This is a genomic window from Halococcus sediminicola (assembly GCF_000755245.1).
Lineage (GTDB): Archaea > Halobacteriota > Halobacteria > Halobacteriales > Halococcaceae > Halococcus > Halococcus sediminicola.
In genome coordinates, this window is sequence record NZ_BBMP01000021.1 from 1 (window position 1) to 24,978 (window position 24,978).

Here is a 24,978-nt window from a genome sequence, read left to right on the forward strand (position 1 = left end):
ACCTCCGGGATGACGAACCCGTCCAAGTGCTCAATGGCCCCCGCCTCGGGGTCGGCGATGGTGAGCATTCGCTCAAAGCCCTGATGGCGGGTTTCGGGGCTGTCGCGATGCCAGACCACCCGCGGGTGGATCTCGCCGGGGAACTCCGCACCGTTTTCGGAGACCACCTCGATGATGTTTTGTGCCCCTTCGTCGCGCATCGACGGCGCGGTCGCGTCCTCGTTGTCCGGCACCCAGACGTCGGGGGCCTGCATGCCGCGTAGCCCGCTGGCGCTGCGGATCATCTTCGCCGAATCCTCTTCGCCCTCCACCGCCGTGGGGGAGGTGAAGAAGGTGCGGACGAACTTTCTGTCGTGGAGTCGCTCGTCGTGTCTCTGTGTCATATGGGTTGAGTGGCTGTATCGCCGCCGGGCGTCGCTGGCTGGCTGTGCTGGTTTGGGTCGGTTCGCAATGGCGTTCGCCGTGTCGGACGATGGGATACTGTAGGTTTCGGTCCGAAAACGCCCCCGAGGAGTCAGTCGTCGCCGTCGGCCTCGGCGGTCAGCGGGTCGCGTTCGTCCTCGGAGAAGCCCTCCGAGCCTTCGATGCGCGAGCGCGCCTCGGGATCGAACTCCATCTCGATGTCCTGGAACTTGTCGACGAACGAGAGTTCGTGATGGCTCTCGGTCTCGTGGCCGAGGTACTTCTCCTCCAGATCGAACTGACCCTGTTCGGCGTTCTCCGCGAGGTTCTTCATGTCCTCGTAGGCGGCGTGGGCACCCGAGTGCAGCGCGAACAGCGTGATGAACTGGTAGCTGTAGCCGAGATCCCCGAGTTCCTGGAACGTGAGCGGGTCGTCCTGTTCGGACCACGCGAACGAGGAGGAGTAGTTGAACGCCAGATCGAGATCCGGATGGGTCTCGTGGATCGTCTCGGCGTACTCCACAGCGTCTTCTCTACTGGGGTCGGGCATCTCGGGCCAGACGATGTCGACGCCGGCGTCGGCGTACAGCCGGCCGCGTTCGAGGTGTTCCTCCCAGTCACCGTTCGCCGAGCCGTAGGCGTCCGTGCGCGCGATGATGATCGTGTCGTCGGACTGTTTGGCGTCGACGGCCGCCTCGAAGCGCGCCTGTGCGTCCTCGCGCGAGACGATCTGCTTGCCCGCGATGTGGCCACAGCGCTTCGGCGTCACCTGGTCCTCGATGTGGACCGCCGCGACGCCGACCTTCTCGTACTCTCGCACCGCGCGGCGGACGTTATGGATGCCACCGTAGCCGGTGTCACAGTCGGCGACCACGGGCAGGTGAGTGGCCTCGACCATTCGCTTGGCGTTCTCGACCATCTCGGTCATCGTCACCATCTCCAAGTCGGGGAAGCCGAACTGGCCCAAAACTGTGGAGTAGCCGCTCATGTAGGCGGCATCGTGGCCGGCCATCTCAGCGAGTCGGGCGTCGAGGGCGTGATACATCCCCGGCGCGAAGACGTAGTCCTGTTCGTCCAGCATTTCGCGCAGCTCGCGGGCTGCGGGGTTGTCGACGTCCTTCGTGAAGACGTCCGTGTCTCCGATGAGTTCTTTCGGCGTTGGCATGGTTGGTCTCGTGGCGGCGAGGCGGACCCCGTCTCGGGGAGCGCGTGATCCTCGCCGGCCGCATCGGCACCGAAACCGGGATGGTAAAAAACTGTTATGGTCTATCATGATAATATTCTTTAGAGGGTTTTCCGAATGCGGAAGCAATTAGCATATATAAATGTCGAGCGTTAGCATGGGGGTCGCTCCCGGCGCGGATGGCCGGACTTTTTCGTCTGCCCGGCGGAGGGCCGTCATGCACAGGGCGCTGCGCGCGGTCGCCGGCGGCGTCGTCGGTACGCTCGTGTTGGGCTTTTTCCTGCTCGTCCTCGACACGCAGGCGCGCGGCGCGCTGTCGGTTGCCGGCGTCGTCGCTCGCTTTCTCGGCGTTCCGGGACGGCCGGTGCTGGCTGTCGCGCTGTTCGTCGCTCTCGCCGTCGTCGGCTGGCCGGCGCTGTTCGTCGCCGTCGAGGAGTATCTCCCGTTCGGCCCCGACCCCGCCGCCCGAGGTGTGGTCTTCGCGGCGGTCATCGGGATCGTCTTCGTCGTCGTCGGTCGCGGGGCCATTAGCGGCCCGATACTCGTCCTCTACGTCGGGTTTGCGATGCTCGCCCATCTCGCCTACGGCTTCGCGCTCGGCAGTGTCTACGGACGTCTCGCACGGTGAGCGGCCGGACGAAACCGGTCAAACCGACGGATGCAGCCACGTTTATACACCGGGGTCGAGTAGCCCCGCCATGGCATTCGACCGACGACTGGCAGGGTGGACACGACCATGATCGGGGGCGGTGTCGTGCTGGCGGTCCTCGGCGTGTTGCTGGTCGCGCTCGGAACGCAGTTCCTGCGAACCAAGGGCTGGTCCGCGCTCGCACGCCCCGACGGCGGCTATCTCCCCGGCGGCGAGACCGGCGTCCAACACGAGGAAAAACAGGCCGGCCTGCTGCGCTGGCTCACCACCGTCGACCACAAGGACATCGGCATCCTCTATCTCGTCTTCGGTACTGTGGCGGCGCTGTGGGGCGGCACCGAGGCGATGATGATGCGCACCGAACTACTGACCCCACAGGCCGACGTCTGGACCGCTGCCACCTACAACGGACTCTTTACTACTCACGGCATCACGATGCTGTTTTTCTTCGCTACGCCCGTGTTCTTCGGCATCGGGAACTACTTCCTCCCGCTCCTGCTTGACGCCGACGACATGGCGTTTCCGCGGATCAACGCCATCGGCTTCTGGATGCTGCCGCCGGCACTGTTGCTCGCACGGGCGGGTCTGCCCGCCGACGCGCTCGGCAAGATCCTCTCCACTGTTGGAATCCACATCCCGATCCTCGACGTGCTTCACCCACCCGAGACCGGCTGGACGCTGTACGCGCCGCTGTCGATTCAGACGACGAACCCGCAGGTGGACCTGCTCCTGTTGGGCCTGCATCTGAGCGGCATCGCGACCACCCTCGGTGCGATAAACTTCATCGTCACCGTCGTCGCCGAGCGCGGCGAGGGCGTCGGTTGGGACAACGTCGACATCTTTAGTTGGACGATGCTCTCGACCAGCGGCGTCGTCCTGTTCGCCTTCCCGCTCTTGGGGAGTGCGGTCATCATGATGCTGCTCGACCGCAACTTCGGCACCACGTTCTATCTCGTCGAGGGTGGCGGGCCGATCCTCTGGCAACACCTCTTCTGGTTCTTCGGCCATCCCGAGGTGTACATCATCTTCCTCCCCGCGACGGGACTGGTGAGCACCATCCTCCCGAAGTTCTCGGGGCGCAGACTGTTCGGGTTCCGATTCATCGTCTACTCGACGCTCGCCATCGGCGTCCTCTCCTTTGGCGTGTGGGCACACCACATGTTCACGACAGGTATCGACCCGCGCGTACGGGCGAGTTTCATGTTCGTCTCGCTGGCTATCGCCGTCCCGAGCGCCGTGAAGGTGTTCAACTGGCTCTCGACGATGTACGACGGGCGGATCCGTCTCACCGCGCCGATGATACTCTCGGTTGGCTCGGTCGGGACGTTCATCATCGGCGGCGTTACCGGAGTGTTTCTGGCCGCGATCCCCATCGACCTCATCTATCACGACACCCAGTACGTCGTCGGCCACTTCCACTTCATCATCATGGGCATCATCGCGATGATGATGCTCGCGGCGAGTTACTACTGGTATCCCATCATCACGGGACGGATGTACGATCAGCGCCTCGCACGCCTGCAGGCGGCGCTCACTATCGCCGGCGTGCCGGTGACGTTCGGCTCAATGCTCGTCATGGGGGCACTCGGCCTGCCGCGCCGATACGCCGACTACCCCACACAGTTCGCCACGCTCCAACAGGTCGCCTCCGTCGGCGCGTTCGTCATCGGCGTCGGCGCGCTGCTCTGGCTGTGGAACATGGTCCAGTCCTACCGCGTCGGCCCGCGCGTCCGCGACGCCGACGTCTGGAACCTCAAGGAGAGCGGGCAGTTCACCCGCGAGTGGCAGTGGTTCGAGGAGCAACTCGACGAGCGCTACGCGGCCGATGGCGGCGAGACCGACGACTGACTCACTCCTCGTCGGAGACGCCGCCGAGCACGCTCGAAATCCGGCCGCGCCACTCGTCGATGTCGTCGATGGCCGCCCGGAGGTCCGCGATCGACGCCTGCGTCTCGTCGATTTCGGCCTCCGCGTCGGCGAGACCCTTGTCGAGCGCCTCGATGTCGTCAGCGTTCGCCGCCACGTCGTCATCGAGGCGCTCGATGGCGCGCTCGTTGGCCTCCGTGCGCTCGTCGAGCGCCGCGAGTTCGTCCTCGATGTGCTCGATGTCGTCGGTGAGGTCCTCGATGAGCCGCCGGGCCGGCCCGTTCTCGTCGATGAACTCCTCTAGGGCGTCGGTGTAGGCTTCGAGGTCACTGATGCGCGACTGGAGGTGGCTGAACCGAACCTCGCCACTCGCGTCGTCGGTGTCGAGTTCCGCGGCGAGCAGTTGGCGGTCGCTCTCGGCGAGGTCGCCGTCGCGGAGTTCGGCCGCCAGCGCCGCCCCGACGCCACCCTCGGGAACGCCGCGTCCCGCACCCGCTCGGTCGGCGTTCGTCCCACCGGTCGTGCCCGCGTCGTCCGCCGCACCGTTCATGGACCCATCCGCCGTCGCCGGGTCGTTCCCGGAGATGGTGACGTCCTCGACGGTGTCGTCGCCGTCGAGACCTGCGACCTCGCGGTCACCGGTGATGACGTCGCGAGCGGCCTGACTGCTGTCGCGACCCGGCGCGGTCGGTTCGTCGGTATCGGTGCTCCCGGCTCCGGTGTCGGTCGATTCGGTGGCCGTCCCCTCGGGTGCGTCGACGGTGAGTTCGGGGTCGGTCATGAACCGGTCGGGGTCGTGGTCGTCGGTCCTGATGCCGTAGACGGTCCGGTACTCCTCGCCGGGCGCGATGAAGTGCTCGAAGACCGCGTTATCGCCCGCAAGCGACCAATCGTCGCCGCCGTAGTCGGGATGGAACCCCAAATCGCCCGACGGCACACCGTCGGGGATGGCATCGGCCAGCCGGACGGTCACACCGTCGTCGCGCTCGGACCGGACGCGGAAATCGACCGTTGGAACGGGGAACTCGTCGGTCTCGTAGGATTTCGTGACGGTGATCCCGTCCTCGGTGACGGTTCGTTCCGTCGTGTCTGCGTCACTCATGGTCGTCAATCGGACACGAGCCTCTTAAACGTTCAGCGGGCCATCACCGGTTCAGTTCGATCCGGTCGCCGATCTCGACGATTTCGAGCTTCCGGGGGTACTCGTAGCTGCGAACGTGGGGATGGAGTGCGGTCGGCTCGGCGGTCAACCCCTTCCACATGTCCCAGTGGGTGGGCACGAGTCGGTCGAGCCGGAGCCGTCCGGCGGTCTCGACGATCTCGTTCTCGTCGCAGTACCAGCGCTTTTCGGTCAGTTCGCCGGTTTGCTTGTCGGGGATCTTTCCCGTCGAGCCGAACGCGAGCGCCCCGAGGTCGATGTCGTGGCGCTCGCCAATGTCGTCGAGTTCGGCTGCGGGCTTCGTATCGCCGCCGTGGAAGAAGGTGCCTGCCGGGTGCTCGACGACGTAGCTCACTGGTTCCGTGGCATCCGGGTCGTGCGCCGTCTCGACCGTGACGGTGAATGCGCCGACTTCGACGGTGTCACCCTCGGTTATCTCGTCGAGTTGCTCCGCGGAGACGTCCCACTCGTCGGTCCAGCGCTCCTCTTCGCGCGCGACCGCGATGCTGTCGGCCGGTGCGTGGAAGGTCGCGCCCGAGCCTTCGAGGATGGGGGCCTGCGAGGGACCGTGGACGTGGTCGGTGTGTTCGTGGGTGGCGAAGACCGCGTCGGCACTCGTGACGTCCGCCGGGTCGAACGGGACGGGAATCATTCTGACTGTGCGGGGCGGGTCGCCCGTGCCGAGATACGGGTCGATGAACAACGTGCTCTCGCCATCGGTGAGCGCGAAGCCGTTGCAGCCGAGATACCAGACCGCGACGCCGTCGGGGTCGGACGTACTGATCTCGTCCAGCAGCCAGTCGTCCCAATCGGAATGGACCATGCCGCCGCTGGGCGGGCGAGTCGCCTAAAGCCAGCGGTCCGGTTAGACGGGGAATTCGGTGAGGCGGTGGTCGCCACGGACGCAGCGCCCGCGGCGCTCGTGGCCGTGGCGTTCGAGGTGGATCCCGTCGAGACCGGCGTTCCACGCCGCACCCACGTCGTGGGGACCGTCGCCGACGAGTACGCCCCGCTGGCCGGCGACGCCCATCTCCTCGATCGCCACTCGCACGGGTTCGGGATCGGGTTTCCAACCCAGTTCGCTCGTACAGCAGACGACCGTCTCGAAGCGCCCGTGCAGGCCGAGTGCGGAGAGGACCGGCTCGGTGAGGTGGCGCTGACAATGGGTGACGATTCCTACGGGGACATCGAGCGATGCGAGGAAGGCGGCGGCGTCGTCGTAGACGAACGTCGCCGCCGCGCGGGCCGTCGGGTCCTCAATGGAATGAAGCGTCGTCCAGAAGCGCTCGACGTCGATCCCCCACGCCCGGAGCTGTTCGTCGCGGAACCCGCCGAGACCGTTCCAGAGCGTGTGTGCCTCGCGGTCGTCGAAACTGCGTCCGAGACGCTCGCCGACGCGGTCGAACAGCCGACGGACGTACGTCCATTCGACGTCGACGAGCGTTCCGTCGAGATCACAGAGCCAGAAGTCGTACTGGGGTAGCGCCATCGGGTTCACGAGGTAGGCGGGCGGGATACATAGCTGTTCTGCCGGCGGCACACGTGAGTTCTTCAGCGCGCGTCGTCGAAGTGCTCGGCCATCTGGATGTCCTGGTCGGTGACGCCGCCCTCCTCGTGGCTCGTCAGGCTGATCTCCACCTCGTCGTAGCGGATCGTGATCTCGGGATGGTGGAACTCCTCGTCGGCGAGTTCGGCGGCGTCGCTCGCGAACTCCACCCCGTCGAGATACTCGTCGAACTCGTAGGTGCGGACGATTTCGTCGCCCTCGTGATTCCATCCTTCCGGTGTGCGGTCGTCGATTTCGTCGTCGGTCAGAACGTCAGCCATAGCCGAACGTGGAACAGCGGACGAATAAACGTTGGCCGTGCGGCCGCCGTCGACGATCGGGCGACGTCGGTCGGAGTGCAGGGCGGTAGGTATATCCGTTCAGACGGACCAGTGTGAAACGTATCAGTGACGCCGTTCATCACGATTACACACCGATCCCGACGGGAGAGAGCCACTCATACATGGAGGACACGGACAAATACCTGATTCACGCGGACGTCACCGCCGAGGGGGTCGTCGAACGCAACGACGTCGTCGGCGCGATCTTCGGCCAGACGGAGGGACTGCTGGGCACCGATCTCGACTTGCGCACCCTCCAGCAGTCCTCGAAGGTCGGTCGGATCGACGTCAGCATCAACTCGCAGAACGGCCAGTCGTTCGGGCGTATCACCATCGCCAGCGGCCTCGATAGGGTCGAGACCGCGATTCTGGCGGCGTCGCTTGAAACCATCGAACGCATCGGTCCCTGCCGCTCGACGGTCGACGTCGAGCGCATCGAGGACGTTCGGGCCGCAAAGCGCCGCGAGGTCGTCGAGCGAGCGAAAGGTCTCCTCGGAGCCTTCGAGGAGTCCACGATGAGTTCGGCCGAACTCGTCGAACAGGTCCGCGAGAGCGCACGCACCGGCGAGGTCGTCGAGTTCGAGGGACTCCCCGCGGGACCGCGCGTCGCCGAGGGCGATGCGATAGTCGTCGTCGAGGGCCGTGCGGACGTGCTCACGCTGCTCGAATACGGCATCAAGAACGCCGTCGCCGTCGAGGGGACCAACGTGCCCGACGCCGTGGCCGCCCTCACCGGCGAGCGCACGGCGACGGCGTTCCTCGACGGCGACCGGGGCGGCGACCTCATCCTGAAGGAACTCGCCCAGGTCGGCGACATCGATTACGTCGCCGTCGCCCCCACGGGCAAGAGCGTCGAGGACCTCTCACGCGAGGAGGTCCACGAGTCGCTGCGCGGGAAGGTCGCCCACGAACTCGTCGCCGAGGCGGGCAACCCGCGCGAAGCCGTCGCCGCGACCGACGGCAGCGCCCGACCCGCGCCCGCCGAGCACGTCGCGCCATCGACACCCGAGCCCACGCTGGAGACGGTGGAGCCGACCACCGACGTCGAACCCCCGTCCGCTCGTCCGTCCCCACCCGATGCCGAAGACCAACCGTCCGGCGAACCGGTCGAGGCGCGAGCGGCCGAAACGGACGGAGCGACCGGTGAGGACGAATCGCGGGAGACGGCGGAGACCGAGGACGAACCGGCGACGCTCGGCGCACACGTCCGGGAGGTCGTGAACGACGAATCCGATCTGACACGGCTGCTCGACGGCGAGTTCGCGCTGATAGCGGAGGTCCCGGTCGACGAGACGTTCGACGCCATCGCGGAGGCGTCGGCGGTGCCCACCGCAGTGGTGACCGACGACGAACTCGACCAGCGCGTGCTCGACGTGGCCGCTCAGCGCGGCGTCGAGCAGGTCGTCGCGCGCTCGACCGGCGAGTTCGTCAAGCGACCGACCGACGTGCGCGTGCGGACCGCCGATCAGCTCCGCTCCGATTCGGTTGACGCCGACGAATCGGACTGACGGACCATCGCCACGCCGTCGGCGTTCTCGTAGTGATTCGGGAGATGCTCTTCGATCCGGAAGCCGTGGCGCTCGTAGAACCGTCGCGCGCGCTCGTCGTCGGCCCGTGCGGTGAGTCGACACTCATCACAGTCGTCGAGAATCGCGGTCAGAAGCGCCGAGCCGTGGCCCGCGTTGCGGTGGCCGGGGGCGACGGCGAGTTCGGCGAGATGCGTGGGCTGGCTCCCGACCGCGAGCGCGTAGCCAACGGGGGTGTGCCCGGCGACGAGCACCGTTCCCGCTCCGTCGATGGCCGTTTCGAGCAACTCCGGCCAGTTCGAGGCGAGCGAGGCCGCCTGAATGGCGAGCAAACGCGGGCGGTCGGCTGGCGTCGCCGCCCTGATTCCGGTCATAGCGACGCGAGACCGGCGAGCACGGCGAGGGCCGCACAGAGCAGCGCGGCCGCGAGCGTGGCGAGGAAGTTCACTGTTTGATTACCGATGCGGCGGTCGGCGAACGCGAGACCGGCCAGCGCGCCCGCGAACAGTTCGTCCACCCGTCGGTTCTCGAAGAGCGCGCCGAGCAGGCTATCGACGACCATGCCGGCGACGCCCGCCACGGCGATGGCGAGCGCACCCGCGGGCGGGACCGCGAGGAACGGAAGGGCGAGCACGGCGATGAGCACCGCACCGAGCGAGCCGGCGAGCACGCCCTGCCACGTCACGCCGCCGTCGGTGCCGGGAGGGACCGTTTCGAGCGTCGTGATGAGTCGCGGCGTGTCGAACAGGCCGCCGAGTTCGCTCGACAGCGTGTCGGCCATCGCGCCGGCGAGCGACCCGGCGAAGACGAACGCGAACAGCGAACCATCCATCGAGACCATCGGACTCGCGGCGTGGGCGAGCACCGCACCCAGCGCGACCGCCGAGTTCGCGAGCACGTTGGCGCTGCCACGCGCGCCGTCGTTGCCTTCGGCGAGTCCGCGCTTTCGCTTGCGTTCGTAACGGAACTTGCCGGCGAGTCCGCCGCCGCCGAAGAAGACGATGAGCAGCGCGAACCAGCCGAACCCGCCGAGTACGACCATCAACAGCCCCGCGAGCACGCCCGTCAGCATTCCGGTGATCGAGGCCGTATCGAGCGCGTAGGCGAGCGCCCCGAAGCCAGCCGTGACGGCGAGCGCGAGCGCGATGCCCACTGGAGAGGTCGTCGGTTCGAGCGCGGCCAGCAGCCAGAGCAGTAGCCCCATCGAGAACAGCACGAGCGGGTCGTCGCGGACGAACAGCGCGAGACGAACCAGCGCGCCGAGCAGCGCGGCGCTCGCGGCGAAGAAGACCGCGAGCGCGGGCGGCGGTGCGGGGGCGACGAGTCCGACCACGAACTGGGCGAGCACGCCCGCGAGCGCACCCCCAACGACGAACGCAAGCGTGGCGGTGATGGCGGCGTCGGAGCGCTGTCGGGCCGCCGCTTCGGCGAGATTCCCACCCGAGAGCACGAGCACGCTGGCGGCAAAGACGAAGACTGGCATCCCGAACAGGGGAACGAACAGCGCGAGACCGGCCGCCGCGAGCGAAAAGCCCGCCAGTCCGTAGAGCGTCCGCTCCTCGTGGTCGCCGGGCCGGGCGAACAGCTCGAAGACCGGCCCGTCCTCGACGACGAACGCCGCGAGCGCGGCGACGACCACGAAGGGAGCAGCGGCGGCCGGACCCAACAGCGGGGCGGCGAAGGCGAGTGCGCCGACGAGCGCGAACGCGCCCGCCCGCCGGAGTGGCCACGTCACGCCCGTCGTTTTCCCGATGGCTACTTAACGCTCCCGAAGCCGCCAGCGAACGCTCTCCAGCCATCTTCGAACGAAATCGGTCGCTGTGGCGCGCGGGAGCGCACCGACGGTGCGCGACTCGCGTGAGGGATGAGTGAACGAGCGTAGCGAGTGAGCGAATCGGTTGGGGAGGTATGTGGGCCGTGCGGGGCGGTTGCGATCCCTCATTGTCGTCTGCATCCCGTCGTAGCTGTTGCAGTCGAGGACATCAAAGCCCGTGAAGTCAGACGGTTTCGATGATCGTGTCCACGAAACGTGAAGGCTTAGGCGAACCGACCACGACAACCTGACGTGGGACTGTACGACCGCTATCTCGCCGCTCGCATCCGCCGCAATCCGGCCCCGCTGCCGGGCTGTGTCGCGGTCGTCATCACCGAACGTGACCTGCTCGAAGACGGTGCCTATCGCACGGTCGAAGAGTTCTTCGAGTGGGCCTTCGAGTACGGAGCCGACTCCGTGCTGGTCTACGTGAGCGTGCTCGATACGGGCGCGGTACCGGCCATCCGCCGGGTGTTCGAGCGCTGTGACGCTCCCCGCGAACTCGCCGTCCGCGGCCCCGATGACGCCGAGCGTGCCGACGCACCGATCAACGTGAGCATCGGTCTCGGCGGCAAGCACGAGTTCGCGGCGGCCGTTCGCGGCGCAGCCACCGCGGTCGAAGCCGGGACGCTCGCGCCCGAGGAGATCGACGCCGACACCATCGAGGAGAGGTTAGTGTTTCCGACCGACCCCGACCTGGTCATCAAGACTGGAGCCGAGCGACTCTCGGATTTCATGATCTGGCAGTCGGTCTACTCGGAACTACACTTCACCGACGTGAACTGGCGGGACTTCCGCAAGCGGGAGTACCTGCGGGCGCTGCGCGATTATCAGAACCGCCAGCGTCGGTACGGCCAGTAAGCACTCAGCGGGTCAGTCGGCCGTCGTCGGGTCGCTTTCGTTCGTGTCGTGCTCGATACCGTCGAGTTCACCCCGAGGGAGGTGCTCACGGAGGCGCTCGACGATGGCGCGGGCCTCGTCGAGTTCCGCGCCGCCGACCGCCCGAACCAGCGCGAGCGCGCGCCGGGCACGGGTGCGCCGCCACGACTGCGTTCTGGATTCGTAGGTCCGGATCGCGCGCAGGAAGTCCTTCTTGGCGAAGGCCGGCCAGTAGGGTGTACAGAAGAACACGGCGGCCTCGTTGCCGTTGGCGTGCCACGGTAGGAAGTTCGAGGTGCGCTCGTCGCCGCCCGTGCGGATGATGAGGTCCACGTCGCGGGCGGGACCGGTGTAGAGGCGGCGCTCGATCTCCTCGCTGTCGATGTCACCGGGCGCGATGTCGCCCGCCTCGACCGCGCTGGCGGCCTCACGGGCCGCGCCCAACAGTTCGGTTCGGCCGCCGTAGGCGAGCGCGATATTGAGGTGGAGTGCGTCGTATTCTTCCGTTTTCCCCTCGGCGTACGCGATGGTCTCGCGGAGGTACTCGGGCAGGCGGTCGGTCTCGCCGATGGCGCGGATCCGTACCTCCTGGTCGTGGACGCGCTCGGCGTCGGCGAACTCGCGGAGTTTCTCGTCGAGGAGCGAGAAGAGGTGTTCGCGCTCTGCCGGCGAGCGGTCGAAGTTCTCCGTCGAGAAGGTGTAAAGGGTGAGCTCCTCGACGCCGCAGTCGGCACACCAATCGAGCACTCGCTCGGTGGTCTCCGCGCCGGCACGATGGCCGTCGGCGGCGTCCTTGCCGTGTTCGTCGGCGTATCGGCGGTTGCCGTCTTGAATGACGGCGACGTGGGTGGGTGCGCCGTCGATTTCGCGCTGGAGGAGGCGCTCGTAGGCTCGATACAACAGACCGTGCGTGCGCGGGGCCATTTTACGGAGCTAACTCGGGGGAGTGAAATGAATCTTCTGACACGCGCGTCATGGGAGTGTCCGACACGGACGGACGGTATTGCGCAGGTTTTTATGTGGCGGGTGCATCGAATCGAGTGCAATGGCGTCAGGTACGGTTGACTTCTTCAACGACACGGGTGGCTACGGTTTCATCGAAAGCGACGACGCTGACGAGGACGTCTTCTTCCATATGGAAGACGTTGGCGGCCCTGACTTGGAGGAAGGACAGGAAGTAGAGTTCGACATCGTGCAGGCTGACAAGGGACCGCGGGCGGAAAACCTGGAGCGGCTGTAAACATGGCGGAAGGCAAAGTCGATTTCTTCAACGACACGGGCGGCTACGGTTTCATCGAAAGCGACGACGCTGACGAGGACGTCTTCTTCCATATGGAAGACGTTGGCGGCCCTGACTTGGAGGAAGGACAGGAAGTAGAGTTCGACATCGTGCAGGCCGACAAAGGCCCGCGCGCCGAGAACCTCGAACGACTGTAAACGACACACGATTTTTCGCCCTCGGTGCGGTGCGGACCGAGGAGCGTATCTTTTTCGGGCGCGAGCGACAGGTATGAGCGAGACGCTCGACGACGAACTCCGCAGACGGACCGAAGCGCTGCTCGAACCCGGCGACATCGAGTTACAGGGACTTATCGTCCATACCGAGTACGATTCGAGCGAGGAGAGCATGCTCCATCGCGCGACGATCGAGATCGGCGAGACGATCGCCAAACACGCCGAGGCCGACGACACGTACGTCTATTCGGGCACCGACGACCCCGATTTCGGCCTGAATCAGCATCAGGGACTCACCATCGAAGCGGACGAGTTCGTCTGGGAGTGCCAGCAGCTCCTCCGCGAGGGCAGCTACGACGTCGTGTTCTACTACGAGGCGAGCGCCGACCACGAGGCCATCGTCGACGAGCTTCGAGCGGAGGGCTACACGGTGACCGGCGTCCCGGGGTAGCGAGGCGTTTATCCCCGCCGCGGGCCGAAAACCGGTATGAGTGATGCGGACGCTGCCCCCGCGCTCGACGAGCGCGACCGGGCCATTATCAATGCCTTTCAGGGCGGGTTTCCGGTGGCTGAACGCCCGTTCGAGCCGGCCGCGCGAGCGCTCACGGAGCGCGGCATCGACGTCACCGCCGACGAACTGCTCGACCGGATTCGGCGACTCGACGAAGAGGGTGTCCTCTCGCGCTTCGGCGTGCTCATCGACGCCGAGGCCATCGGCGGGACGGCCACGCTGGTAGCGATGCACGCCCCCGAAGAGCGCTTCGACGAGGTCGCCGAGCAGGTGAACGCCCACCGCGAGGTCGCCCACAACTACGAGCGCGCACATCCCCACCTCAACATGTGGTTCGTCGTCTCGGTCGCCGACGACGAGGCCGTCGACGAGGTGCTCGCCACCATCGAAGAGGAAACCGGACAAAAGACCTACAATCTCCCGAAACAACGGGAGTTCCGCGTCGAAGCGAAGTTCCTGCTCGACGGCCCGATTGCGGACGGCGATCTCGATCTGTCGGACCTCGGACCGACGGTCGAACCCGATGGGAAGGAATCGCTGACGCCGGCCGAGCGCGACCTCGTCATCGAGTTGCAGGGTGGATTACCGCTCACCGCGACGCCCTATTCGGACGTCGCCGATGCCGTCGGACGGGACGTCGAGTGGGTCGTCGGAACGATCAATCGCTTTCTCGCCGAGGGAAAGGTCCGGCGTGTCGGCGTCGTGCCGAACCACTACGCGCTCGGCTACACCGAGAACGGCATGACCGTCTGGGACGTACCCGACGAGCTCGTTGCGGAAGTGGGACCGGCGATCGCCGAACTGGAGTTCGTCACCCACTGCTACGAGCGTCCGCGCCACGAGGGCGTCTGGCCGTACAACTTCTTCGCGATGACGCACGGCCGCTCCGAAGGGGAGAGCGAGCGCCGCATCGAACAAGTGAAAGAGCGGATGAACGATTTTTTTGACATCGGTGACGAGAACTGGGACACGCTGTTCTCGACACGTATTCTGAAGAAAACGGGCATCAGAATGGACGAGCGCGCCGCAGCGAACACCGACGATCCATCCGATAGATGATTCCGCTGCTGCACGACTTCGGCGGGTCGACAGTGGTGGTGTTCGGTGGCGGGCCGGTGGGCGCGCGCAAGGCCCGCCGATTCGCGCGCGAGGCACGAGTCGTGGTGGTGAGTCCGGCGTTCGCCGACGCCGAGTTCGGCGACAGCGAGCGGGTGCGTGTCGCGCCGACGCCCGACGACGTACCCGAGTGGTTCGAGCGGATCGACCCGGCGCTCGCGGTTGCGGCGACGAGCGACGAGGCGGTGAACGACGCCGTGACACGGGCGGCGCGCGAGCGAGGAACACTCCTGAATCGTGCCGACCGGAGCGGTGGGGGTGACAAGCACCTCGACGTGACCGTGCCGGCGACGGTGCGCGACGACCCTGTGCTGCTGGCGGTCGCCACTGGGGGGCGGAGTCCGGCGCTCAGTCGGTATCTGCGCGAGCGTTTCGAGAACGAGTTCGCCGGTGCGGGCGCGATGGCGACGCTCACGGGACGACTGCGCGAGCAGTTGCGCGAGGATACACCGCCGGAGGCGCGCCGGGCGGCCATCCGGGCGGTGGTGCGCTCCGAGCGGGTTTGGAAGGCTTTAGGTGATGGGACTCCTAATCCAGCCCAAGAGGCCCAATCGGTGATCAGCGACGTGCTCTCGGAGGAAAAGCGATGACTGTCGCCACCGGCATCATCTCCGGTGTGAGCATCGCCCACCAGCACGCGAGCGTCGAGCAGATCGAGGCGGCCTGTGCGTGCGACGAGCGCGAGACCGTCGAAGCCCTGTGCGCTCACGAGGGAATTCACGAAGCGTTCGCGCTCCAGACGTGCAATCGTGCAGAGCTGTACGTCGTCGCCGACGACCCGGAACGCGGCCACGAAACCCTCTCGTCGGTCGTCACCGACAGCCCCGCGGAAGCCGTCCGCGAACTCGGCCACGAGGAGAGTCTGCGCCACCTCATGCGGGTCGCTTGCGGGCTGGAGTCGCTCGTGCTCGGCGAGGACCAGATCCTCGGCCAGTTGCAGGACGCCTACGCGAGCGCGCTGGCGGTCGGCGGTATCGGCCCGATGTTCGAGGAGGGCATCCAGAAAGCCATCCACGTCGGTGAGCGCGCGCGCACCGAGACGGCCATCGACGAGGGCGTGGTTTCACTGGGGAGCGCCGCCGCACGGCTCGCCGACGAGAAGCGACCGCTCGACGGTGCGACGGGGCTCGTCGTCGGTGCGGGTGAGATGGGAACGCTCGCCGCCCAGTCGCTCGCTCGCTCGGTCGGGCAGCTGTTCGTGGCGAATCGAACCAAAGAAACGGCCGCGCACGTCGCCGAGCAGGTCGATACCGACGGCACGGCGCTCGCTCTGGACGATCTTCCCGAGGCGCTCTCGCTCGCCGACGTCGTCGTCTCGGCGACGAGCAGTCCCGTCCCCGTGCTCGACCGCGCGGCGCTCGAATCGGCCAGCGAAATCCTGCTCATCGACATCGCCCAGCCGCGCGACGCCCCACAGGCCGCCGCCGATCTCCCGAACGTCACCCACTACGACCTCGACGCGCTCGAATCCGTCACCGAGGAGACACGCGAGCAGCGACGAGAAGCCGCCGAGCGCGTCGAGGCGATGATCGACCGCGAGTTCGACAACCTGCTCGCCCGCTACAAGCGCCAACGCGCCGACGCGGTCATCGCCGCGATGTACGAGAACGCAGAGCGGATGAAAGAGCGTGAACTCTCGCGTGCGCTCTCGAAGCTCGACACTGATGGACTGACTGACGACCAGCACGCGGTCGTCGAGTCACTCGCCGACACGCTCGTGAGCCAACTGCTCGCCGCCCCTACCAAGAGCCTGCGCGACGCCGCCGAGGCCGACGACTGGACGACGATCAACAGCGCGCTCCGGCTGTTCGACCCCACCTTCGACTCCGGCGACGCACCCCCGGCCGCCGACCCGAGCGACGTTCCACCCGAAACCCAGCACGCGCTCGCCTCGGCCGTCCGCGAACACCTCGACGACTAAACACCCACTTTTTTACTCGTCGGGTGCGCTTCGCGCACCGCTCCTCGCAAAAACCTGGACTAAAAATTCCCGTTCACTCGGCCTTCGGCCTCGTTCACGGAGAACTGCGCTCACATCGTTCGCGCGGACACCATACCACAACCGCTGCCCGTACAGCACCGCAGAAGCCCTCATTCACTTCGTTCGCTCGCCCTTCATCCACCAGGAACCGCCACCGTACCGCGGCCGCCTGCCACGCAGCGGTTTCGCTGGAGTGATGTGCGCTGCATGGCCAACGGGAGCATGGGCATCGACGAACCCGACATCGACCCGGCACGCTTTCTCGACGACGTGGAGATGCGCATCGGCGAAATCAGTTCCGTCGAGGAGTTCCCCGAGGCGAGAAAGGACGTCTACAAACTCGACGTGGATTTCGGCGACGAAACGCTCCAGTCGGCCGCCGGGTTGACGAGATACGAAAGGGAGGAACTGCTCGGCCGGCAGGTCGTCGCGGTCGTGAATCTCGGGACCGTCCAAATCGCCGACTTCGAGAGCCAGTGCCTCGTGACCGGCGTCGATGCGGCCGACGGCGACGGCGTGGTTCACCTCCAGCCCGAGCAGCCGGTCGAAAACGGCACGCGTGTCTACTAGGCGAGCTGCTCGCCCATCGTCTCGCGGCCGAACGCGAGGACGACGACACCGCCGAGAACGAAGGCCACCGCGAGCGGGACCAGCGCGAGGAGGTAGCCCGACGAGACGAGCGCGCCGGCGAGAATCGGCCCGATGACGGCGGCGATCTTCCCCACACCGCCCGCGAACCCGTTCCCCGTCGCGCGCGCCTCGGTGGGGAACAGTTCGGGCGTGTAGGCGTAGATGGCTCCCCACGCGCCGAGCGTGAAGAAGGAGGCGGCGAGCAAGCCCCCGAGGAAGGGCCAGAAGCCAGAGAGGCCGAGGCCGAGGAAATCCACGCCGGGCATCGAAGCCGCGAAGACGAACGTGAACAGCCCCGAGAAGAGGAGATAGATTCCGAGAGTCGGTTTGCGGCCGATCCGCTCGACGAGGTAGGCCGCGCTGAAGTAGCCCGGGATCTGGACGACGCCGATGAGAACGAAATACAGATAGATATTGCCGACGACGCCGGCAGCACCCACGGTCTGGGGGAGCCAAATGAAGACGCCATAGTACCCGAAGTTGATGGCGAACCACGCCGCGGCGATCATCAACGTCTGTCGGCGGAGGTCGGGTGCAAACAGCCGGGAGAAGTCGGCGGCCGGGCGTATGCTCACGTCGCCGTCGATCGGGTCGTGGCTTCCGCCGTTTTCGGCGGCGATTTCCCGAAGCCGATCGTTTGCGGCCTCGATTTTCCCGACGCGAGCGAGGAAATACGGCGTCTCGTCGAGCTGTGAGCGGATGACGAACACCAACAGTGCGGGGAGGGCGGCGCTCACGAACAGCAACCGCCAGCCGGCAACCGCACCCACGAACGGAACGGCAACCGTGCCGCCGGACGCGAGCGCCGAGAGGAAAATCCACGCGAGCACCACCGCGAAGATGTTGCCGAGCGGCCAGAAGGCATCGAGATAGACCAGATACCGGCCACGGCGTTCCGTGGGGAGGTGTTCGGAGAGATAGGAGGTATCGACCGCGAGCGCGCCGCCGAGACCGATGCCGGTGAGAAAGCGCAGCGCGAACCCGGAGTAGAAACCGACCGCGAGCGCCGTCAGCCCCGCGAACAGCGAGTAGGTCAGGACCGTCCACTGGAAGGCCGATTTTCGCCCGTAACGGTCGGCGTACCAGCCCCAGCCCCAGTTGCCGAGCACCATCCCCATCAGGCTCGCCGCGCCCAAGAGTCCCGCCGCGAGCCCCGAAAGGCTCCACGCGCCGATGAGTACCGGCAAGGTGAAACTGATGATGATGACCTCCATCCCGTCGAACGCCCACGCGCTGCCACAGATGGCCAGCAAGCGCCGGTGGAAGGCCCCAACAGGAATTCCGTCCAGTGCATCCGATACGGTGGCCGTCTCGTTTCCGTCCATCGTTTTCGATTGCCTCTATCGAACTCGGAGTGTTCCACACAGTTAATTCCACTCATTTTCGGGCTTCAGCTGCTACGTTTGAAGAGGAATTTACTTCGAATCGACTCGACAACGCTTATTCGTCGTTCATGGGTAGGAGGGAATGTGCAAACCCACATCGTGCCCGTCGGCTTCGATTACGACCGGCTCATCGCGCCGCTGGTCCGCGACAAACTCGACGTCGACCGGGTGATTCTGCTGGAGGGAGCGGTCGGCAGCGCGGCGAACGTCGAGTACTCCAGGAATCTCGCGGCGAAACTCGAACAGGACTTCCGGAACCTCTTGGGCGCGGAAACCGAGCGCTTCGTCGTCGAGGACGTGTACGACTACGACGGGGCCTTCGAGCAGGCCTACGGACTCATCAACGCCGAACTCGACGCCGGGCGCGAGGTGTGGGCGAACGTCAGCGCGATGCCCCGAACCGTGAGTTTCGCCTTCGCGACCGCCGCCCACTCAATCGGCGTCGAGCGAAGCGAGGACAGAGAGCGCATCCACACCTACTACACGATCCCCGAGAAATACCTCGAAACCGAACTCGCCGAGGAACTCCGCGAGCAGATCGACCTGCTCGAAGACCTCGATGGCGACGACGAGCGCATCGACGAACGCCTCCGGAGCGCACGGGGTCTTCTCTCGGAGTTCGACGAGCGCGGGACGACCATCGGCGCGAAGGCCATCGACGGCGAGCACATCCTCGAACTCCCCGTGGCCTCGTTTTCGAACGTCAAACCGTTCGAAGAGCTCATTCTGTTCAAACTCGGCGAGGACGGAGCCTTCGAGAGTGTTTCAGAACTCGCACAGGCGCTCGCACGCGAACTCAGCGAGGAATACACCGATAGCTTCCGCTCGAAGGTCATCTACAATGTCGACAGGTTGGGACCGGGCGGCAAGGGCTACATCGAGCAGGACGCACACGGGAAGTCCCACCGGACGCGCCTCTCGCGCATCGGCGAACTCTGGGTGCGCTCGCACGCGGATGGAGAAATCCGAACGGAGTGATCGTCACCCTGCGTGTGCTTCGAGTTTCTTTACCCGTGTCGCGAGGGCGAGAAACGTGGCGAGCAGCGTCAACGCGAGCGCACCCGCCGCGAGGAGTTGGTGTGCGGGCGTGACGTGCTCGATGACGCCGTCGACGATGGGCTGGACGGGAATGGCCGTGTGGTGGTAGGTCCCGACGACCGGAACGAAGTAGTCCACGAGATCGTTGCATCCGTACCACGCGAGCGCGAGCGCGACCGCCCACACCGGGAACTCCGAATAGCGATAGATGACGAAGGCCTGGACGGCCATCGCGAGGTGGCTGAAAAAGAGGAACAGGTAGAGCCAGAGCGGGGTGCTCGCGAGGAACGCATCCTGAAAGACGAGCAGTGTGTAGGGCGTCCAGAGCCCGAGTTTGAGACAGCCGAAGAAGGCGAGCGCGTTCAGCCACTCTCTCGACTCGCCGAGCTTCCAACTTGCTATCGACAGCGCGATGAACAGCGTCGCCACCGGGCTGTCGGGGACGAACGGCCACGCGAGGAGCGGTTCGAGACCGAACTGGAAGCGGTAGTAGAAGAATCCGAACGCCGTGCCCGCGAGGTTGACCGCGACCACGAGCCACGCGAGTCGCAGTCCCAAGTCTTCAATTATCGCAGGTATCGGCGCGACGTACCACGGGAGCGTCTCGCGGTCGGGCACCGACCCGTCGAGCAATCGCCCGAGCGGGCCGGCGCTTCGTTCGGCCATCGATCACGAATTGGCCGGCCGTGACAAAACGGTGCTGGTCGGCTCTCGGCGGCCGAAGTCGGCCGACGATGAGCGTTAAGTGGGTCGGGGTCCAACCCGTGACATGGCCGACGAGACCGACTTGGAGGAGCTGAAACGCGGGACCGAACTCGTCAAGCGCGGGTTCGCCCGGATGCAGCAGGGTGGGGTTATCATGGACGTCGTCAACGCCGAACAGGCCCGCATCGCCGAGGACGCGGGTGCGGTCGCCGTGATGGCGCTCGAAGCCGTGCCGGCCGACATCAGAAAGCGCGGCGGCGTCGCACGCATGGCCGACCCCGCCGACATCACCGAGATCATCGAGGAAGTGTCGATTCCGGTGATGGGCAAAGCGAGAATCGGCCACACCAAGGAAGCGCAGATCCTCGAAGCCACCGGTGTCGACATGATCGACGAGAGCGAAGTCCTCACACCCGCCGACGACGACTATCACATCGACAAGCGCGATTTCACCGCGCCGTTCGTCTGTGGCGCGCGCGATCTCGGCGAAGCCCTCCGGCGCATCGGCGAGGGCGCAGCGATGATCCGGACGAAAGGCGAAGCCGGAACGGGCGACGTCAATCAGGCCGTCTTCCACCAGCGCAACATCCGCGGTGCGATCCGCAAGTTAGAGGGAATGACCCACGAGGAGCGCGAAGCCTACGCCCGCGAGATCGAGGCTCCGGCCGAACTGGTCCACGAGACCGCCGACGCCGGCCGTCTTCCTGTGGTGAACTTCGCCGCTGGCGGCATCGCCACGCCCGCCGACGCCGCGCTCATGATGCACCACGACTGCGATGGGATCTTCGTCGGCTCCGGGATCTTTGGAGCCGAGAACCCCGAGGCGATGGGCGAGGCTATCGTCGAGGCGACGAACAGCTGGGACGACCCCGAGAAACTCGCCCGCATCGCGACGGACACCGGCTCGGGCATGAAGGGCGACGCGAACGCCGACCTGCCCGAAGAGGAGAAGTTACAGGGTCGGGGCGTCTGAACGGTCGAAAAACACCATCACGCCATTTTTCGTTCGATACACCCTCACACACTCGTCCGTGCCGGGAGGAAGACGTAACAGACGGCCGCGAGGGCGGTGAGGGCAGCGAGCACGACGAACGACTCGTCGGCGAGTCCAGCATCGAAGAAGAGACCGACGACCGTCGAGCCGGTCGCCGCCAGCAGGAAAAACGTCGTGCGGAAGAATCCCCACGCCGTGCCCTGGACCGCGTTCGGGACGACGGCGATGATGTAGGCATTGCTCACGGGGTTGAGTGCGAGCCGCGAGCCGAGCAAGACAGTGAGCACACCCACCGGGACGAGTCCCTCGACGAACGGGAGCGCGAGCAGCGGCAGAACACCGAAACCGGCGGTCGTCAGGAGGACTGAACGGTCACCGTAGTAGTCGGCGGCGTTGCCGGCGACCGATTGGGCGAGCGCGCCACTCAGGAAGAAGAGCGCGAACAGCGCCGCGGCGCGCTCCTGAGAGAACCCCTTGACCGCGATGAAGTAGGTCGGCAGAAACGACGTCACCCCCTGCATCACGAACAGCGTGAGCGTGGCGGCGCTCACCGCGACGACCGTGTGCCGCGAGATGGCGGTATCGAGCGCGCGAAGCAGGCCGCGGACCGATGGCCGACCGCTCGGACTGGCGGTCGGCGTTCGCCGTGGCAGCACGCGCCGGACGCTGACGGCGATGACGAGGAAGGGAACGACGAGCAACGCGACGGTCGTCTGCCAGCCGAGCGGGCCGACGAGTACGCTCGCGGCGAACGGGAGCAGCGCCGAGCCGATGCTGCCCGCCGCGAGCGTGAGACCGATGGCGGTCCCGTCGTGCTCGCCGAAGACCTTCGAGAGGGCGGTACCGCGCGCCGGGCCGTACAATCCAGTGCCGAGACCGAACAGCGCACAGCCGACGAGGAACAGCCAGAACGTCGGCGCGAGACTCACCGCGACGACCGCGCCCGCCGAGAGCGCGAGGCTAGTGGCCAAGAGGGCGCGTTCGCCGAAGCGGTCGGTCAGCATGCCGGCCGGAAACTGCATCACGGCGTAGGCCGCCCAGACGGTCGTGACGGCCAGCCCGGCGGTCGCGTTGCTCACACCGAAGAAGTCCTTGACCTGCGGGAGGATCGCCGGAAAGAGGTAGCGACCGCCGAGCACCGTCAGCCAACCGGCGGCCACCACCGCGAGCGTCCAGCCGCGGCCGTCGCCGCGGAGCACCTGCCCCGTCCGCACCGCACGATTTCTGAGCGATTCGAACGACGCCTCCATTCGGTCTAAAATGGGGACGAACGCCGTATGAACGTGGTGATACGACGACGGCACCGATCCGTCGCCGACCGACCGCGAAATCGTGCCGGAAATCAGGCCAGTGGCGTCCGCTCGACGACAGTCCCGTCGGCCGTCGGGTACTGCTCGACGATCTCACCCTTTCCGAGGTCGCCCTCCGTGATCATCTCCTCCAAGAGCCACCACGCGAGTTCGACGTGTTCGGATTTCTGAGAATAGAACTCCTCGGGAACGCCGAGGTCAGCAAGCCGCTCGCCGCTCTCCCACGCCTTGCCGTACACCAGCGTTCCGTCGTCGGTCACCTCGTCGAACTCCCGTCGCATGACCTTCGCCATCCGCTTCAGGCGGTTGCGGTGCTGGGCGGCGTCCTTGAACACGCTCGTACAGAAGTACACTTTCTCGTGGTCGCCCATCGCCTCCAGGATGTCGTGGGAACCTTCGACGGCGCTCATGTGACCCTCGCGGCGCTCGAAGCCCTGCTCTTGCATCCGCTCGTAGTTCCCGTCGCTCATCTCGAACTCGTTGATGTTGCAGAAGTCGGCCGCGCCCTCGTCGAGGAACTCCATGAACTCCTCTTCGGCACGGATGCCGGGAATCTCGAACGCCGGCGTCAAGCCCTCCTCGCGGGCGATGTAGAGAATCTCTTCCCATTCGGTGCCGTGGAGATCGCCCCACTGCTCGTAGGGCGGGTGGAAGCGGATCTCGTCGAGACCCGCCTCGCTCAGGCGGCGCATGTTCTCGCGCCCGCCGGTGATTCCAGTGTAGAGGTGGGTGTGGTGGTCCTCACCGAACTCCTCTTTGAGCATGGAGAGATACCGACAGGTTTTCGCCATCGCCTCCTGTGGTTCGCCGCCGGTGATGGAGGTTCCCAGCGCGTTCATCCGGTGGGCCTCCTCGATCACATCTTCATCCGCTTCGACGCGGCGCTCGTTGGCGTAGACGTCGGTGACGTTTTTTCTATTCTCGCCGAGCGGACAGTAAAAGCAGTCGCGCTGGTCGCAGTAGCCGTAGACGAACAGCACCATCTTCCCGCCCTTAGCGCACTGTTCACAGCCCTTCGATATCATTCGTTGTAACTACTGGGTGCGCGGGCGTGAAAAGGCATACGGCTCGACGCGGATACTACTCGGGCAGTCGGTGGCTCAACACCGTCTCCTCGCGGAAGCGTCGTGCGTCGGTTTCGGTTTCGGGTTCTCTGCGTGTGCTTTCGGGCACCATCGGCGCGCCGGTGTTCTCGGTATCCGTGTACATGGGTTGTCCGCCGAACGCCGACGGCGAACCGCCGGCATCGTTCGACATGCACAACCATCGGGTTCGCCCGCATAAACCTAATGATAGAACATGTAATATCACTCCGAAGCGGCTTAGGGGATATTAGGTCACGGCGAGCGGCACCGAAGACAGTTAACGGCGGGCCGCGTAGCCGGGCGCATGCTGTTGGTGCTGTGTATCGACCTCGACGACGACCTCGGACGGAAGGCCGGCGTCGAGACGCCAGTCGTGGGCCGCGCGGCCGTCGAGCGCGCCGCGGTCGCGCTCGCCACGGCCGACCCCGAGGATTCGGATGCGAACGTGCTCTTCGAGGGGTTGCACATCCACGACGACATCACCGACGAGGAGGTCGAGGTCGCGGCCGTCACCGGCGTCGAGAGCGGCGGCGTCGCGGCGAACAGGAAGGTCGGCGAGGAGATCGACCGCATCCTCGCGGGGCTGACCACCGGCGAGGACGTGCATGCACTGGTGGTCACCGACGGCGCACAGGACGAGTCGGTCATCCCGGTGATCCGCTCGCGGCTCCCTATCGACGGCGTGCGCCGCGTTGTCGTCCGGCAAGCCCAGAACCTCGAATCGATGTACTACACGATCAAGCAGGTGCTCGACGACCCCGAGACGAGGGGCACGATCCTCGTTCCCCTCGGCATTCTCCTGCTCATCTACCCGCTCGCCGAGATCGCCGGCCAACTCGGCGTGCCCGGCGCAGCGGTGTTCGGCTTCATCTCCACCCTGTTGGGACTCTACGTACTGTTTCGCGGGCTGGGTCTCGAACGCGCCATCGACGAGGGCGTCGCGCGTGCGCGCCGCGGCCTCTACGCCGGCCGGGTGATGCTCATCACGTCGGTCGTGGCGGCGGCGCTGTTCGCCATCGGCGGCGTCCGCGGGATGGGAGTGCTCGACGCCCACAGCGCCACCGGGGCACTCACCCCCGTCGAGACCTTCGCGGCATTTACTGTGGGCGCAATACCGTGGTTCGCCGCGGCGGGCATCACCAGCAGCGTCGGCCGCATCACCGACACGTATCTCGCCGAGCGCTTTCGCTGGCGCTACCTCAACGCGCCCTTCTACGTGCTTGCCATCGCGGCCGTCCTCTACGCGGTCGGGGCGTTCCTCCTCGGCGAGGTCGGACTCACGTACATGGCGGTCGCGCTCACCGCCGGCACGCTGTTGGGTCTCGTGAGCACGCTCGCCTTCGCCATCGTCGAGTCGCGCTTTCCGAGCGTTCCGGAGCCGGTCTGAGCCGTTCGGAGGCGTTC

The 24,978-nt window shown here is 66.1% G+C and carries 27 protein-coding genes and 1 pseudogene; 14 read left to right on the forward strand and 14 right to left on the reverse strand.

Annotated features, from left to right (window positions below):
* Positions 1-383, reverse strand: a pseudogene (locus ACP97_RS08295) (malate synthase); the annotation flags it as partial.
* Between the two features lie 131 nt (positions 384-514).
* Positions 515-1,567: an isocitrate lyase gene (gene aceA, locus ACP97_RS08300; protein WP_049997371.1), complete on the reverse strand. Its 1,053-nt coding sequence runs from the start codon at positions 1,565-1,567 to the stop codon at positions 515-517.
* A gap of 235 nt (positions 1,568-1,802) precedes the next feature.
* Between aceA and ACP97_RS08305 the strand changes: the two genes are divergently transcribed.
* Entirely contained in the window at positions 1,803-2,213 is a 411-nt protein-coding gene (locus ACP97_RS08305; RefSeq protein WP_049997372.1) for a DUF6789 family protein, read from the forward strand.
* 108 nt (positions 2,214-2,321) lie between these two features.
* Positions 2,322-4,082: a cbb3-type cytochrome c oxidase subunit I gene (locus ACP97_RS08310; protein WP_049997373.1), complete on the forward strand. Its 1,761-nt coding sequence runs from the start codon at positions 2,322-2,324 to the stop codon at positions 4,080-4,082.
* Position 4,083: 1 nt separating this feature from the next.
* Here the strand turns inward: ACP97_RS08310 and ACP97_RS08315 are convergent, their stop codons facing one another.
* The 4 genes from ACP97_RS08315 to ACP97_RS08330 form a co-directional block, all read right to left on the reverse strand.
* Positions 4,084-5,202 (reverse strand): coiled-coil domain-containing protein, encoded by a 1,119-nt coding sequence (locus ACP97_RS08315; protein ID WP_049997374.1) that lies wholly within the window; start codon positions 5,200-5,202, stop codon positions 4,084-4,086.
* 43 nt (positions 5,203-5,245) lie between these two features.
* Positions 5,246-6,082 (reverse strand): MBL fold metallo-hydrolase, encoded by an 837-nt coding sequence (locus tag ACP97_RS08320; protein WP_049997375.1) that lies wholly within the window; start codon positions 6,080-6,082, stop codon positions 5,246-5,248.
* A 42-nt stretch (positions 6,083-6,124) separates the two neighbouring features.
* On the reverse strand, positions 6,125-6,748 hold the full coding sequence (locus tag ACP97_RS08325) for an HAD family hydrolase (protein ID WP_049997376.1): 624 nt from the start codon (positions 6,746-6,748) through the stop codon (positions 6,125-6,127).
* Between the two features lie 62 nt (positions 6,749-6,810).
* Entirely contained in the window at positions 6,811-7,086 is a 276-nt protein-coding gene (locus tag ACP97_RS08330; protein ID WP_049997377.1) for a 4a-hydroxytetrahydrobiopterin dehydratase, read from the reverse strand.
* Positions 7,087-7,268: 182 nt separating this feature from the next.
* Here ACP97_RS08330 and dnaG point away from each other — a divergent pair, with 182 nt between their 5' ends.
* Positions 7,269-8,654 (forward strand): DNA primase DnaG, encoded by a 1,386-nt coding sequence (gene dnaG, locus ACP97_RS08335; protein ID WP_049997378.1) that lies wholly within the window; start codon positions 7,269-7,271, stop codon positions 8,652-8,654.
* On the opposite strand, the gene ACP97_RS08340 is transcribed toward dnaG, so the two are convergent.
* Together ACP97_RS08340 and ACP97_RS08345 are read right to left on the reverse strand one after the other, a co-directional pair.
* Positions 8,612-9,046: a GNAT family N-acetyltransferase gene (locus tag ACP97_RS08340; RefSeq protein ID WP_049997379.1), complete on the reverse strand. Its 435-nt coding sequence runs from the start codon at positions 9,044-9,046 to the stop codon at positions 8,612-8,614. The two genes, dnaG and ACP97_RS08340, sit on opposite strands and share 43 nt — an antisense overlap.
* Positions 9,043-10,407 carry a DUF92 domain-containing protein gene (locus tag ACP97_RS08345; protein ID WP_049997380.1) on the reverse strand — a complete coding sequence of 455 codons (1,365 nt, stop codon included), beginning with the start codon at positions 10,405-10,407 and terminating at the stop codon, positions 9,043-9,045. The genes ACP97_RS08340 and ACP97_RS08345 overlap by 4 nt, the downstream gene beginning before the upstream one ends.
* Positions 10,408-10,737: 330 nt before the next feature.
* Here ACP97_RS08345 and ACP97_RS08350 point away from each other — a divergent pair, with 330 nt between their 5' ends.
* Complete coding sequence (locus ACP97_RS08350; protein ID WP_049997381.1) at positions 10,738-11,346, forward strand: undecaprenyl diphosphate synthase family protein; 609 nt, start codon at positions 10,738-10,740, stop codon at positions 11,344-11,346.
* A gap of 12 nt (positions 11,347-11,358) precedes the next feature.
* Here ACP97_RS08350 and uppS read toward each other — a convergent pair whose 3' ends face one another.
* Positions 11,359-12,288, reverse strand: coding sequence for a polyprenyl diphosphate synthase (uppS, locus tag ACP97_RS08355; protein ID WP_049997382.1), 930 nt, complete (start codon positions 12,286-12,288; stop codon positions 11,359-11,361).
* Positions 12,289-12,409: 121 nt separating this feature from the next.
* Between uppS and ACP97_RS08360 the strand changes: the two genes are divergently transcribed.
* The 7 genes from ACP97_RS08360 (at position 12,410) to ACP97_RS08390 (ending at position 16,997) form a co-directional block, all read left to right on the forward strand.
* A complete protein-coding gene (locus tag ACP97_RS08360; protein WP_004055492.1) occupies positions 12,410-12,604 on the forward strand; it encodes a cold-shock protein in 195 nt (64 codons plus the stop codon).
* Between the two features lie 2 nt (positions 12,605-12,606).
* Complete coding sequence (locus ACP97_RS08365; RefSeq protein ID WP_049997383.1) at positions 12,607-12,801, forward strand: cold-shock protein; 195 nt, start codon at positions 12,607-12,609, stop codon at positions 12,799-12,801.
* Positions 12,802-12,874: 73 nt separating this feature from the next.
* Positions 12,875-13,270: a DUF5778 family protein gene (locus ACP97_RS08370; protein WP_049997384.1), complete on the forward strand. Its 396-nt coding sequence runs from the start codon at positions 12,875-12,877 to the stop codon at positions 13,268-13,270.
* Positions 13,271-13,306: 36 nt separating this feature from the next.
* Positions 13,307-14,389, forward strand: a complete 1,083-nt coding sequence (gene ahbB, locus ACP97_RS08375) for a siroheme decarboxylase subunit beta (protein WP_049997385.1) — start codon at positions 13,307-13,309, stop codon at positions 14,387-14,389.
* A complete protein-coding gene (locus ACP97_RS08380) occupies positions 14,386-15,036 on the forward strand; it encodes a precorrin-2 dehydrogenase/sirohydrochlorin ferrochelatase family protein (protein ID WP_049997386.1) in 651 nt (216 codons plus the stop codon). The genes ahbB and ACP97_RS08380 overlap by 4 nt, the downstream gene beginning before the upstream one ends.
* Complete coding sequence (gene hemA / locus ACP97_RS08385; protein WP_049997387.1) at positions 15,033-16,367, forward strand: glutamyl-tRNA reductase; 1,335 nt, start codon at positions 15,033-15,035, stop codon at positions 16,365-16,367. The genes ACP97_RS08380 and hemA overlap by 4 nt, the downstream gene beginning before the upstream one ends.
* A gap of 282 nt (positions 16,368-16,649) precedes the next feature.
* Positions 16,650-16,997 (forward strand): tRNA-binding protein, encoded by a 348-nt coding sequence (locus tag ACP97_RS08390; protein WP_049997525.1) that lies wholly within the window; start codon positions 16,650-16,652, stop codon positions 16,995-16,997.
* On the opposite strand, the gene ACP97_RS08395 is transcribed toward ACP97_RS08390, so the two are convergent.
* Positions 16,994-18,382, reverse strand: coding sequence for an MFS transporter (locus ACP97_RS08395; protein WP_049997388.1), 1,389 nt, complete (start codon positions 18,380-18,382; stop codon positions 16,994-16,996). The two genes, ACP97_RS08390 and ACP97_RS08395, sit on opposite strands and share 4 nt — an antisense overlap.
* Positions 18,383-18,526: 144 nt before the next feature.
* Between ACP97_RS08395 and ACP97_RS08400 the strand changes: the two genes are divergently transcribed.
* Complete coding sequence (locus ACP97_RS08400) at positions 18,527-19,420, forward strand: HFX_2341 family transcriptional regulator (RefSeq protein WP_049997389.1); 894 nt, start codon at positions 18,527-18,529, stop codon at positions 19,418-19,420.
* Positions 19,421-19,423: 3 nt separating this feature from the next.
* Here the strand turns inward: ACP97_RS08400 and ACP97_RS08405 are convergent, their stop codons facing one another.
* Positions 19,424-20,146, reverse strand: a complete 723-nt coding sequence (locus ACP97_RS08405; protein ID WP_049997390.1) for a DUF1405 domain-containing protein — start codon at positions 20,144-20,146, stop codon at positions 19,424-19,426.
* A gap of 103 nt (positions 20,147-20,249) precedes the next feature.
* On the opposite strand from ACP97_RS08405, the gene pdxS reads away from it, so the two are divergent.
* Positions 20,250-21,158 (forward strand): pyridoxal 5'-phosphate synthase lyase subunit PdxS, encoded by a 909-nt coding sequence (pdxS, locus tag ACP97_RS08410; protein ID WP_049997391.1) that lies wholly within the window; start codon positions 20,250-20,252, stop codon positions 21,156-21,158.
* A 44-nt stretch (positions 21,159-21,202) separates the two neighbouring features.
* On the opposite strand, the gene ACP97_RS08415 is transcribed toward pdxS, so the two are convergent.
* The 3 genes from ACP97_RS08415 to ACP97_RS19880 all read right to left on the reverse strand — a co-directional run bounded on the left by ACP97_RS08415 (position 21,203) and on the right by ACP97_RS19880 (position 23,746).
* Positions 21,203-22,429, reverse strand: a complete 1,227-nt coding sequence (locus ACP97_RS08415; RefSeq protein ID WP_049997392.1) for an MFS transporter — start codon at positions 22,427-22,429, stop codon at positions 21,203-21,205.
* A 92-nt stretch (positions 22,430-22,521) separates the two neighbouring features.
* A complete protein-coding gene (locus tag ACP97_RS08420; RefSeq protein WP_049997393.1) occupies positions 22,522-23,514 on the reverse strand; it encodes a radical SAM protein in 993 nt (330 codons plus the stop codon).
* 55 nt (positions 23,515-23,569) lie between these two features.
* Positions 23,570-23,746, reverse strand: coding sequence for a hypothetical protein (locus tag ACP97_RS19880; protein WP_154019983.1), 177 nt, complete (start codon positions 23,744-23,746; stop codon positions 23,570-23,572).
* Positions 23,747-23,878: 132 nt separating this feature from the next.
* On the opposite strand from ACP97_RS19880, the gene ACP97_RS08425 reads away from it, so the two are divergent.
* The gene (locus tag ACP97_RS08425) at positions 23,879-24,961 is read left to right on the forward strand and encodes a DUF373 family protein (RefSeq protein ID WP_049997394.1); all 1,083 of its coding nucleotides are present in this window, start codon (positions 23,879-23,881) and stop codon (positions 24,959-24,961) included.
* Positions 24,962-24,978: the final 17 nt, after the last annotated feature.